At 68.8% G+C, this 12,332-nt stretch carries 10 protein-coding genes; 6 read left to right on the top strand and 4 right to left on the bottom strand.

The genetic code is table 11. From position 1 onward, the window contains the following. Positions 1-2 precede the first annotated feature (2 nt). The 4 genes from F8M74_RS13260 to F8M74_RS13245 all read left to right on the top strand — a co-directional run bounded on the left by F8M74_RS13260 (position 3) and on the right by F8M74_RS13245 (position 6,802). Positions 3-974 carry a nicotinamidase gene (locus tag F8M74_RS13260; RefSeq protein ID WP_141254412.1) on the top strand — a complete coding sequence of 324 codons (972 nt, stop codon included), beginning with the start codon at positions 3-5 and terminating at the stop codon, positions 972-974. Between the two features lie 105 nt (positions 975-1,079). Beyond that, complete coding sequence (gene tssI / locus F8M74_RS13255; RefSeq protein WP_141254413.1) at positions 1,080-3,581, top strand: type VI secretion system tip protein VgrG; 2,502 nt, start codon at positions 1,080-1,082, stop codon at positions 3,579-3,581. 48 nt (positions 3,582-3,629) lie between these two features. After that, positions 3,630-5,639, top strand: coding sequence for a LysM domain-containing protein (locus tag F8M74_RS13250; RefSeq protein ID WP_141254414.1), 2,010 nt, complete (start codon positions 3,630-3,632; stop codon positions 5,637-5,639). A gap of 11 nt (positions 5,640-5,650) precedes the next feature. Then, on the top strand, positions 5,651-6,802 hold the full coding sequence (locus tag F8M74_RS13245; RefSeq protein ID WP_141254415.1) for a hypothetical protein: 1,152 nt from the start codon (positions 5,651-5,653) through the stop codon (positions 6,800-6,802). Positions 6,803-6,811: 9 nt separating this feature from the next. Here F8M74_RS13245 and F8M74_RS13240 read toward each other — a convergent pair whose 3' ends face one another. From F8M74_RS13240 to F8M74_RS13230, 3 genes are all read right to left on the bottom strand, one after another. Continuing rightward, on the bottom strand, positions 6,812-7,927 hold the full coding sequence (locus F8M74_RS13240; protein ID WP_141279485.1) for a glycerate kinase: 1,116 nt from the start codon (positions 7,925-7,927) through the stop codon (positions 6,812-6,814). 214 nt (positions 7,928-8,141) lie between these two features. Then, positions 8,142-8,630 carry a YkgJ family cysteine cluster protein gene (locus F8M74_RS13235; protein ID WP_141255287.1) on the bottom strand — a complete coding sequence of 163 codons (489 nt, stop codon included), beginning with the start codon at positions 8,628-8,630 and terminating at the stop codon, positions 8,142-8,144. Positions 8,631-8,640: 10 nt separating this feature from the next. Next, a complete protein-coding gene (locus F8M74_RS13230; RefSeq protein ID WP_171410265.1) occupies positions 8,641-9,951 on the bottom strand; it encodes a class I SAM-dependent rRNA methyltransferase in 1,311 nt (436 codons plus the stop codon). 29 nt (positions 9,952-9,980) lie between these two features. Between F8M74_RS13230 and F8M74_RS13225 the strand changes: the two genes are divergently transcribed. Continuing rightward, positions 9,981-10,511, top strand: a complete 531-nt coding sequence (locus F8M74_RS13225) for a hypothetical protein (protein ID WP_141255286.1) — start codon at positions 9,981-9,983, stop codon at positions 10,509-10,511. A 51-nt stretch (positions 10,512-10,562) separates the two neighbouring features. Then, positions 10,563-11,141 (top strand): FxsA family protein, encoded by a 579-nt coding sequence (locus F8M74_RS13220; RefSeq protein ID WP_141255285.1) that lies wholly within the window; start codon positions 10,563-10,565, stop codon positions 11,139-11,141. A gap of 15 nt (positions 11,142-11,156) precedes the next feature. Here the strand turns inward: F8M74_RS13220 and F8M74_RS13215 are convergent, their stop codons facing one another. After that, a complete protein-coding gene (locus F8M74_RS13215) occupies positions 11,157-12,305 on the bottom strand; it encodes an acyltransferase (RefSeq protein WP_216620030.1) in 1,149 nt (382 codons plus the stop codon). Between the last annotated feature and the right edge of the window lie 27 nt (positions 12,306-12,332).

The raw sequence follows: 12,332 nt of genomic DNA, 5'->3' as shown, positions 1-12,332 counted from the left end.
CCATGCCCTTGCCCATTCCCCGCTTCCACGAGGACGCCCGCGTCAGCCAGCTCTACCTGGAGCGTGGCGCAGAGGTGACGGAGGAAGCCCTCCGTTACGTGGCGGAGCACCGCATCCGCCCCGCGCGAGAGGACGCAACGCGCATCGCCGCGTTCGGCATTGACGTGCAGGTGGCCTTCTGCACGCCGGGCGCCAGCCTCTTCGTGCCCGGCGCGGTGGAGGACACCCAGCGCACGCTGCGCTGGCTCTACGCGAACCTGGACCGGGTGACGGAGCTGGTGTTCTCGCTGGACACCCACCGCGCGTACCACGTGTTCCATCCGTCCTGGTGGCGGGACGCGGAAGGCCGGCCACCGCCGCCGTTGACGGCCATCACCGCGGCGGATGTTCGCTCCGGCCGGTGGCGGGCCACGCGCTTCCACGAGGAGAGCCTGGCCTACTGCGAGCAACTGGAGGCCAGCGGCCGGTACGTGCTCACCGTCTGGCCCTTCCACGCGATGCTGGGCGGCCTGAGCCACGCGCTGGTGCCGTCCGTCTTCGAGGCGAGCCTCTTCCACGCCCTGGTGCGCGACGTACCCACGCACTTCGAGCTGAAGGGGGAGCACCCGCTCACGGAGAACTACTCCGTGCTCTCACCCGAGGTGACGGAGCTGAAGGGGCAGCAGGTCGGGGCCTTCAATACACGCCTCTTCGAACACCTGATGTCCTTCGACCGCGTCTACGTGTTCGGCCAGGCCAGCTCCCACTGTGTGCTGAACACGCTGCTGGACCTGCGGCGTCACATCGAGCGGACGGACCCGTCGAAGATGGGCCGCATCCACATCCTGGAGGACGCCATGAGTCCGGTGCCGGCGCCCCCCCTGGAGCCGCTGCCCGCCTCGTTGGACTTCCCCCGGTTGGCGAAGGAGGCCCTCCGGGACTTCCAGGCGGCGGGGATGCGGGTGGTCCGGACCTCGGACTCGCTGGAAGGATAGTCGGGCGGCATTCCGGGCGAGTGCGCCCACGTACCCCGCGTGTGGTAGAATCTCCCGTTCGTTCCCGGCGAGGCTGGGGACCTCCGCGTCGGTGAAGGGGGAGTCATGGCCGCTCAATTCAATCCGCCTGCGTTCACGGTGCAGGTCGGCTCACACGGCGCGGATGCGCTGAGTGTCTCGAGCATTTCCGGCACCGAGGCGTTGAGCCACCTGTTCGACTTCCGGGTGGACTTCTTCGCCAAGGATGGCAACCCCATCGCCACCAGCGAGTTGCTGGAGCAGGACGCGTTGCTCACCCTCTCCATCCGCGACAGTGCGCCCCGCTACGTGCACGGCTGGGTCCGCGAGGTGGAATCGCTGGGCATGAAGACGGGCCGCCGCCGCTACCGGGCGCACGTGGTGCCCCGGCTGTGGCGGCTCACCCAGCACCACCGCAGCCGCATCTTCCAGCAGAAGTCCGTGCCGGACATCCTCAAGGACGTCCTGGACGCGGCGGGCGTGAAGACGCGGCTGGCCCTGTCCGGCAGCTACGCCCCCCGCGAGTACTGCGTGCAGTACCGGGAGAGCGACTTCGCCTTCCTCAGCCGCCTCATGGAGTGGGAAGGCATCTTCTACTTCTTCGAGCACACCGAGGACGGGCACACCCTGGTGCTGGGGGACAAGCCCAGCGCGCACGCGCCCCTGCCGCAGGGCCTGCAGCTCCCGCTGCGTCCCAGCCTGGGCAAGGAGGTCGTGGAAGGTGAGTACCTCTCCGCGCTGGAAGTGGTGCACCGGCTGCGTCCCGGCGCCGTGCACCTGAAGGACTTCGACTTCGAGAAGCCAGGCCTGGACATCTCCGGCAAGGCGCAGGCGCCCGAAGGTGTCACGGAGCTGGAGCTCTACGACTATCCGGCGGGCTACGTGGCGCCGGGCGTGGGCAAGGCCGCGACCAACGTGCGCACGGAAGCGGCCAGCATGGGCGGGCGCACGCTGATGGGGCAGGGCGTGGCGCCGCGCCTGACGCCCGGGTACCTGCTGGAGGTGCAGTCCCCGGAGGATGGCACCTTCGCGGGCGAGTACCTGGTGACGGAGGTGGTGCATTCGGGCACGCAGCCGGACGTCAGCGCGGGCAGCGAGGCGATTCAGGGCCTGTACCGCAACCAGTACCAACTGCTGCCCAAGGCCGTGCCCTTCCGGCCCCGGCGCCTGACGCCCCTGCCGCAGTTGGCGGGCCCGCAGACGGCCACGGTGGTGGGCCCCGCGGGCGAGGAGATTCACACCGACGAGCACGGGCGCATCAAGGTGCAGTTCCACTGGGACCGCGAGGGCAAGCGCGACGAGAAGTCCTCGTGCTGGGTGCGCGTGGGCCAGCCGTGGGGCGGCCCGGCCTGGGGTGACGTGTGGCTGCCGCGCATCGGCCAGGAGGTGGTGGTGCGCTTCCTGGAAGGCGACCCGGACCGGCCGCTGGTGGCGGGCGCCGTCTACAACGGCACCAACACGGTGCCGTATGGCCTGCCGGGGGAGAAGACGAAGTCCACGCGCAAGAGCGCCTCCAGCCTGGGCAGCGACGGCTTCAACGAGGTCCGCGTCGAGGACGCGGCGGGCCAGGAGGAGGTCTTCACCCACGCGCAGAAGGACGAGGACCTGCTCACGGAGAACGACAAGGACCAGCAGGTGACGGGCTTCGAGGACCTGCTGGTGAAGAAGGACCGCAAGCGCACGGTGGAGGGCAACCAGGAGCTGCGCGTGGGCTTGGACGACGTGGGCGTCGTCGAGCAGAACCAGACATTGCTGGTGCAGGGCAACCGCTCCACCCGGACGACGCTGTCCCACGACGAGGAAGTGGATGGCAACCAGACGATGACGGTGGGCGGCAACCTCACCGCGCTGGTGCTCCAGGGCGCCATGGAGAACGTAGGGGCCGCGAAGGCCACCACCATTGGCGGCGCCTACAGCGTCAACGTGGCGCTGGCCTACAACGAGGCCACCGGCGGCGCGCGCGCCCTCCAGGTCGCCGCTGCGCACACCGAGCACGTGCTGGGCTCGCGGCAGGAGACGGTCGGCAAGGACAAGACGGTGGACGTCGGCATGGACTGGGACTTGCGCACCAAGGGCCAGCTCACGTTGACCATTGGCAAGGACTGGGAAGAGGACATCGGGAAGACCACCGGTATCTACATCACCGAGGACATGGCGGGCCTGGCCAAGAAGTTCGAGCTGAAGGCGGACACCTTCTCGCTGCTCGTCGGTGACAACCTCATCCTGAAGATGGAGAAGTCCGGCAAGGTGACCTTCGCCCTCAAGACGCTCACCGTCGACGGCAAGGAAGTGAAGATCAAGGGTGGCAAGGTGAAGATGGAGGCGGCTGGTTCGCTCAAGAGCGACTCGCGCAAGGCGAAGGAGCTGGAGCACTTCAAGGAGCCAGACCCCGTCAACGTCGAGTTCAACCTGAAGGGCATGGACGGCAAGCCCATCAAGGACCAGCCCTTCGAGCTGCACATGCCCGACGGCACCATCAAGAAGGGCCGCGTGGACGGGAGCGGGAAGGGCGTGGTGGAGAAGGTGCCGCCCGGCGACTACCGCGTCGTCTTCCCGGAGATGTCAGGCCGCATCAACAAGGGTTCTTGAGCCGTACCCGCCCGCGCGGGCACACGCGCCATTTCGGATAGGCCAGCGATGGAAACGTACGTCGTCAAGGACGGGGACTCCCCCGACTCAATCGCGCAGAAGTACGGGTTCAAGGAATGGAAGCTCATCTACGAGCATCCGGACAACGGTGGCCTGCGCGCCACTCGCGGTGCCAATGAAGTGAAGGCGGATGACCGGGTCATCATCCCGGACCTGCCAGAGAACCAGGTGTCCGCCGGAGGGCCGCAGAACCTCATCGCCACGCCGGGAACGCCGCTCACCCTGCCGCCCGTCCACTTCGACGCGCACATGCACATCATGAGCGGCAACTGCACGCCCATGCCCGCGCTGGTGCAGATGATGAAGGACAAGGGTCTGGGCTTTCTCATCGGCACGGGCACCAGCCGCACCAAAATCAACCGCCTGGGCTTCTGGGCGGCGAAAATCCCGTTCGCGCCCGACATCGGTGATGTGTCCCACCGCGACACGCACCGCATTGGCGAAGAGGCCGTGCGCTCCAATGACAGCCTTGCCCAGGACCGGACGGGATACACCTCGGATGGAATGGGCAACGTGGAGGAGTACACCATCCCCGCGCCCCTGCGCGCTTATGCGTCCACGCAGGGCCACGCGGAGGCCAGCGCTTCCTACATGGGCATGTCCATCGTCCTCACCATGGACATGGATTACTGCCACCTGGCTGGCTACCAGGGAGACCCTATCTACAGCTCGGATTTTGATGGGGCCGAGCCCCGCTTCACCTACCGCTGGCGCACGAAGTCCGACGACCCTGGCGAGCTGATTGAAGCAAAGTCCGATGAGATACGGCTCCACGAGACGTGGGACCGGCAGCTCCGGCACACCGAGCAGGTGGTCGCGGAGAATCCCTTCCGGCTGCTGCCCATGTATCACTTCGAACCGCGCCGCTTCATCAAGAACGAGGACAAGTCGTTCCCCTTCGAGAAGGTGGTGACGGCCTCCAAGGCGGCTCCCTACATCGGCTTCAAGATGTACACGCCCCAGGGCTACATGCCCAAGGAGCGCCACGCGCCGGCGAAGGACATCCTGAGCTGGTTCTTCTCCGAGTGCGCGTCGAACGACATCCCGCTGATGACCCACTGCACGCCGTCCGGCTTCTACACGCACGAGCGGCGCTTCTACCTGGACCATGAGCCGGACGAGGCCATCCGCAACGACCCGAAGTACTGGCCCTCGAAGGAAGCCATCGCCACCGCGGACGCGAACATCACCAAGGCGCGCGACCACGTGACGGAGCTGGAGGCGAGCTGGAAGAGCCACATCCCGCTCGTGCTCCGCCGCGCGCGCAATGGCGTGGAGGACGCCATCGAGGCCAAGGAGAAGCTGCTGAACCCGGGCCGGATGCGTTACTTCTACGAGAACTACGTGCACCCGGAAGCGTGGCGCCCGGTGCTCAATGACAACCCGAAGCTGCGCTTGTGCCTGGCGCACTTCGCCAGCGACGGCACGTTCTGGGACTTCCGCAAGGGGTTGACCGTCAAGCAGGATGGCCAGAAGGTTCAGTACGACAAGAGCTGGATTGGCTCCATTGTCGAGCTGTGCAACGAGTTCCCCAACTTCTACACAGACATCTCCTATCTGGACCTGATGGAGAAGCAGAAGTGGAAGCTGCTGGCTGCAATCCTCAAGTCCAGTCCGTGGATGTTGAAGAAGATTATGTTTGGCACCGACTGGTACATGATTACCGCCGAGCCCGTGGCGTACGCGGCCTGGTACAGCCGCACCATCCGCGGGCTGGAGTTCATCCAGAAGGAGCTGCCGACGCAGGTGAACCTCTTCACCCAGTTCGCCATCGTCAATCCCATGCGCTACTACCGCATGATGGAGGTCGCCCCGAAGATGAAGGAGGGCCTCAAGAAGCTTCAAACGGACCTCAACGTGACGGGCGCCGCGGTGGACAAGCTCGAGGACAACTTCACGACGCTGATGCGGCTGCAACACCCGCTGGAGCAGATTGACAAGGCGGGCGGCCTGGCCAGCGGTCCCATGTTGTTCTCCGCGACCACGAAGGCGAAGTAGGAGCCCCGCCCATGGAGCCCAACAAGGACCCCTTCCTGCTGACGCCTCAACTGCCCGCGCCCGCGGCGCCCGTGCGTCATCCCTCGCCGTTCCCCTGGAATCAGGTGGCGCTCGTGTTTCCATCGCCAGCGCCGGATTCGGTGTCGGTGCTCACGCTGAACGACAAGCTCTGGCGGCTGGAGCTGTCCGGCTCCGAGGTGCGCCGCGTCGAGGTGGATGACGAGTACCTGGAGCAGGTATCCGGAGGCGAACTGCAAGGGATGCTGCCTCCGTCACCCACGCACCTGGCGTACCTCCAGACTCGAAGCCTGGTGATGTACGACCTCAAGTGGCAACTGGCCAAGACGTGGTTCATGGTCGAGCGACTGGAGGAGGTCGCCATCCGCGGCGCGTGGATTTCTCACGCCCCGCTGGTGGTGGCGGCGGAGCTGGAGGACACCACGAATTATGCCCGCACCTCCCGCATCTCCTTCCGACTGCGCACCTGGCGGCTGGAGGGCGAAAAGCGCGCGAAGTTGGGCTCGCTGGAGCTGGGCTCCGTCGTCGGCGCGGTGAAGTGGGACGCGGGGGCGGGGCTGGTCGCGGTGCAGAAGCCCGGCATGCCGCTGGAACTCTACGGGCCTGACCTGGCCAAGCCCCAGCCGGAGCACCCGCTGGCGCTCGCGCTGCGCAAGCTGGCGGTGGATGGCCTCACGTTGCAGTCGCTGCGTTTGCATCCCTCGTTGCCGGTGGCGCTCGTGGCCCTGGGCCGTGACGTGGCGCCGAAGCGGGAGGAGGGGAAGGAGAAGCCCGAGGACCCAGGCATCTGGCGCGTGTCGTGGGAAGGCGCGCCCGCGGTGACGGTGCGGGTGGCGCGTCATGCCTCTGGGGAGTCGGTGACGCTGGGCTCGCTGTCGCCCGAGGGTGACTGGCTCTACTACCGCGTCCTGAACAGCGCGGGCCGCAACCCGCAGCTCTACGTGCAGCAGGTCGGCGCGGCCTTCAAGCCGCCCCTGTCACTGGGCGCTGTTCCGGAGAAGGGCGCGGCGCTGCTGTGGACGGGTGGGGCGCCGTCGCTCGTCATGTATGACGGGACGAAGGACGCGCTGGTTCACTGGAAGCTGGCGGGCGCTGCGGCACCGGCGAAGCCTCCCGCGTCGCCGCCCAAGCCAGACGGGAAGTGAGGGTACGGCTCAGCGTCCCTTGAGGCGCTGGGCCGCCCACCGCGCGGCGGCTTCGCACAGCACCTTCGAGGCCGCTTCGCCCGGCTGGGCGTGGGTGCTCAGCTCCACCACCTCGTGGAAGAGGTCCAGCGCCAGGCCTTCGTCCCGCTGCACCTGTCCGGCGAAGAGCACCACCGGCGTGCCGTGCTCGCGGGCCAGCCGCGCGATGCCGCCCGGGCCTTTGCCCAGCGCCGTCTGACGATCGAAGCGCCCCTCACCGGTCAGCACCACGTCCGCCATCAGCACGCGCCGCTCCAGGCCCAGCGCGCGTGACACCAGCTCATAGCCGGGCACCAGTCGCGCGCCAGCGAGGGCCAGCAGGCCAAAGCCGAAGCCTCCCGCCGCCCCCGCGCCGGGCCAGCCCGCGGACGTATCCCCCAGCACCGCTGCCGCGTGTGCCAACGCCGCCTCCAGTGCTTTCACACCGGCCTCGTCCGCGCCCTTCTGCGGACCGAAGAGCCGCGCGGCTCCGTCCGGCCCCAACAGGGGCGAGGTGACGTCCGTGGCACCCAGCAGCTCCACGGCGTCCAGGCGGGGATGACGGCCACTCGCGTCCACGTGGGCGAGCTGGGCCAGCGCCGCGCCTCCCGGGGGAAGAGGCTGTCCTCCCGCGTCCAGGAAGCGGAAGCCCAGGGCGCTGAGCGCCCCGGTGCCCGCGTCCGTGGTGGCGCTGCCACCCAGGCAGACGATGAGGCGTTCGCAGCCCGACTCCAGCGCCGCGTGCATCAGCTCGCCGGTGCCATGCGTGGATGCCTTCAACGCATCGCGGGCCTCGGGCGCCAGCAGCGACAGGCCGGACGCGGCGGCCATCTCCACCACCGCGGTGCGTCCGTCCTCCACCAGGGCCCAGTGTGCTTCCACGGGCGCGCCCAGCGGTCCACGCACCACCTGCTGACGACGCTCGCCACGCAGGCCCGTCAGCAGCGCCTCCACCGTCCCAGGCCCGCCATCCGCGAGCGGCGCCACGTCCAACACCACTTCCGGCGAGGACTCGCGGAGGCCGCGAGCCATGGCTTCAGCCGCTTCCGCGGCGGACAGCGTTCCCTTGAATTCTTGCGGTGCGACGAGCCAGCGAGGAGAAATCACGATGAAGGGCTTGGCGCTTTCTGAGGTGTCCAGGGAACTCCAGAAGGCCAGGGGACCTGTACCGCGTCCTCTACCTGCGAGAGCCCCCACCCCTGGCATACCACTCCCAGCGTCATTCCCACTCCTGGGGTGATGCGTGTTTCATCACTTCGGTGTATCAACTGGACGTTGGCGCCGCGAATTCCTACAAAGACTTGAATTGAAAAATGGCAATTCAAGCTTTCGTTGCCGCACGCCAGGCTTCCGCGTGCCAGTCTAGCAAAGGGCGCGGAGCCTTCAGTGAAGGGACCACGCGCTGAGACACACGCTCCAGTCGCTCCAGCAGCGCGGCCACTGTCTCCGCTGGTTGGCGTGAGGGGCCTTGGATGCGCTGGCAGAAGAAGGTCCGGCAGCCGAAGGGCCGGTCCGCGTACACCGAGCAGCGCAGGCCCGTGGCGTCCAGGTAGGGACAGCCGCCGTCCGTGCGAGGTGGCGGCAGCGGGCGTCCTCGGGACAGCAGCTCCCATTCGGGCTGCCACAGCCAGGGCTGGCGCTTCGTGAGGGCCAGCTGGCAGCACTCGCCGCTGGCCGGGCAGGAGTAGGGGGCGTAGGCCGCGTCCGCCTGGCGGTAGACAGCGCGCACTTCCTTCAGCGCGCGCTCCCTTTCGCGGGTGCCACCCAGGGGCGCGTCGTCGTCCTCGTCGTCCCAGTCCCGCGTCCGCATGGGCGAGTCCTCAGAGCACCCGGAGCACGAAGCACTTCAGGTAGCGCGTCTCACGCAGGTTGAGCAGCACGGGGTGGTCCCGGCTGGCGCCGCGGCGCTCGATGATTTGCACGCGGCGGCGGGCGTCCGCGGCGGCGGAGGCGAGCATGTCCTCGAAGGCCTGCTCGTCCACGTGGTACGTGCAGCTGGCGGAGATGAGGATGCCGCCGGGCCGTAACAGCTGCATGGCGCGGAGGTTGATTTCCTTGTACCCGCGCACCGCGGCGGGGATGGCGTCCTTGTTCTTCGCGAAGGATGGCGGGTCCAGGACGATGGTGTCGAAGCGCTTGCCGTCGTCCACCGCGTCGCGGAGGAAGTCGAAGGCGTTGGCCACCACCACGTCCAGGTTGCTCAGCTTGTTGGCCGCGGCGTTCTCCCGCAGCTGCGCCGAGGCCGCTTCGGAGATTTCAATCGCCGTGACGTGCCTGGCCCTCGTGGCGAGCTGGAGCGCGAAGCCGCCGACGTAGGAGAAGCAGTCCAGCGCCTCGCCGTGGGCGTAGTGCGCGGCCATGACGTGATTCTCGCGCTGGTCCAGGAAGGCGCCCGTCTTCTGGCCCTCCAGCAGGTCCGCGCGCATCTTCACCAGGCCCTCGTCGAAGGACACCGGGCCGGGATGTTCGCCGCGCAGCACGCCCTTCTCCGGAGTGAGGCCCTCCAGGTTGCGGACGCCCACGTCGGAGCGGTTGATGATGCCGCGCGGGTTGAACTGCGCCTGGAGCAGGTCGGCGATGAGCGCCTTGCGCTGCTCCATCGCGGGGACCAGGAACTGCGCGCTGAGGAAGTCGCCGTAGCGGTCCACCACCAGCCCGGGAAGGCCGTCCGCCTCGCCATGCACCAGCCGGTACGTCTTCTCCCCCGGGAGCGCCAGCTGGCGCAGCCGCTCCGCGGCCAGGAGCCGCTCCCGGAAGAAGTCCGCGTCCACCGCGACGTCGTCGAAGGAGAGCCAGCGCAGGGAAATCTTCGAGTGCTTCGAATAGAAGGCCTTGCCCAGGAACCAGCCCCGGGTGTCCGTCACGCGCACCACCTCGCCGCCGGGCAGCCCGGGGTCGCCATTCAGGTCCGCGCGGTAGATCCACGGGTGGCCGCCCTGCCAGCGCTCCACGCCGCGGCGCAGCAGCGACACCTGGGGAAGGCCGTCCGGGCCCAGCTCGGGCGAGGTGCGGTCCGGGGCGGGCTTCTCGGGACGGGCGTGGGGACGGCCCCGGCCCTGCTGCTGAGAGGAGGGGCCCGAGGGCCGGTTTCCGCTTCGGCGCGGGTAGGGGGGCTTGGAAGAGGTGGACATGGCGTTCGCGGCGTATACTCGCAACCCGCGTGAGATACGAGTTGCTCCTCCAGACGATGACGCCGGGCTCGCCTTATGAGGCGGCGCGGGTGGATGCCCTCCTTGCCGAGCGGGGTGTGGTCGCCCGGCCGGACGGCGTGCGCAGGTGGCCCTTCAAGAACGGCGACGTCGACGTCGGCGAGCTGCGCGAGGGCGGCCAGGTGGTGGCCACCGAGCTGCGCGTGCCGCTGTCGGACCGCCCCGACCTGATGCGCGAGGCCGTGGAGGCCGCGGCGGCCCTGGCCTCCGAGGCCGGTGTCCGGCTGGTGGACCCGCAGCTGGGCCGCTCGCTGACCGGCAATGACGACGCCGGAGTGATGGAGCAGTACGTCCGCACGGCGCGCTACGCAGGCGAGGTGGCCGGCGTGCCCGAGGCGATGGGCGCGGGCAGCTACGCGCTGGAGACGGAGGGCTCCCGCGGCTTCCAGCTCTCCACGCGCATGGTCCTCATCGTCATTGGCATCTTCGTGGTCTTGTACCTGGTGGTGGACACCCTGGTGGGGCAGCTCGGCGGGCGCTGACGCGGCGGCGGAAGACGAGCACGACCCCTCTCGAAGCGTTACCTTGGGGGCGTGTTCCGCTACCTCCTCCTCGCCCTCATCGTGGTGCCCTTCCTCGAGCTCTACCTGCTCCTGGCCATTGGCCGGCAGATAGGGCCCATGCCCACGCTGGCCTGGGTGCTGGTGTCCGGCCTGGTGGGCACCGCGCTCTCCCGGCGGGAGGGCAGGCGGGTGCTGCGCCACTGGCGTGAATCCATGGCGCGCGGCCAGGTGCCCGAGGAAGGCATCCTCAGTGGCGTGCTGGTGCTGGCCGGCGGTGTGCTGCTCGTCATCCCCGGCATCATCACCGACGTCGTGGGGCTGCTGCTCCTGCTGCCGCCCGTACGGCGCCTCATCTCCGCGCGCGTGCGTCGCACCCTGGAGCGCAAGGTGCGTGATGGCTCGATGCACGTCACCACCTTCGGTGGCGGGGCGTTTGGGGGCGGCTTCCACGCGTCCGTGGGAAGCTCCTTTCCTGGAGGCCCCGTGCCGCGTTCTCCGCGGACCGGTGCCCTGGAGCCGGACGCCGGCGGCACCGTGGCCCGCCGGCCTCAGGGCCCGCAGTCGGAGGTGGACGCCGAGTTCACCGAGGAGGAGCCCCGGCGGAGCTGACGCGCCGCCCGGACGTCAGTTCCCGCGCGAGCCCAGGCTGCCCACGCTGGCTTCCAGCGTGGTGGAGCCGGTGCGCCACGGCCGGGCCTGGTCCCTCAGCCACGTCCCAAGGCGGGCCACCAGGGCGCAGCCCACCAGCAGCGATACGCCGATGCCCAGTCCCTCCGGAAGCGTCAGGGTGGGGCCCACGCGGCTGGACAGGCCCGCGTAGCTGGACCAGCCGTACACGATGGGCAGGTGCAGCACGTAGACCCATAGCGACAGGCGGCCCAGGGGCGCCAGCAGGCCGCTGACCTTGCGCGGCAGCAGGTTGACCACGCCCAGCACCATCATCCCCTGGCCCACGCGGTACGCCACCAGCCACGCGCTGGCGGTGCCCCAGTCCTGGTTCTGCCCGCGCATGAACCAGAAGAGGCCGCCGCCCAGAATCAGCAGCGCCAGCCCCTGCGGCACGCCGGGGCGGAGGGTGCCCAGCAGGCTCGCGGCCAGGGCACCCGCGAAGAAGTAGCTGGCCCACGGGAAGAAGGGGAAGCGGCTGGCGCCGCCACTGCCGATGAGCTGGGTCAGCGGCCCGGGCAACCCTTCGCCCAGGGTCCACAGGGTCGCGCTCACCAGCGGCAGGCCCACCGCGACCGCCGCCAGCATCACCGTGCGTCCCCAGCGGCCCGGCGTCACCGCCAGCAGGGTGGCGCCCGCCAGGAGGGCGAAGCCGATGCACTGGAGCGCGTCGAAGACGAGCACCTTCGTCAGCATCCGTTCGGTCATCCCCATCTGGATGACCGTGGACCACCCGGGCCAGTGGACGAGGTAGCCCAGGAAGATGAGCAACAGCGCGCGCCGCACCCGCTTGCCGTAGGTGTCCCGGGCCGCCGTGGGCTTCGAGCCCAACGCCGCGACCACCGCCCACCCCGCGACCATCAGGAACAGGGGCGCGGTGATGCCTCGGCAGGTCCAGTAGTGCTGGACCCACACGTCCGCACGCACGGCCGGCGACAACACCGCGTCCAGCGTGTGGCCAATGACCATCGCCATCACCGCGAGCCCGCGCGCGCAGTCGAGCCCGGGGTGCCGGGTGTCTCGTTTCTGGAAGGTGAAGGTAGGGCCGAGTTGACTCACGAGGTCCCCAGCATAGGCCGTGACTCGGGCCACGTCTCGAAAACGCATGAACCCGCCAGCCCCCACTTCACGGAG

Origin of the sequence: Myxococcus sp. CA023 (assembly GCF_010998615.1) — a bacterium.
Taxonomy (GTDB): Bacteria; Myxococcota; Myxococcia; order Myxococcales; family Myxococcaceae; genus Myxococcus.
This window is presented reverse-complemented; position numbering and strand designations above follow the sequence as displayed.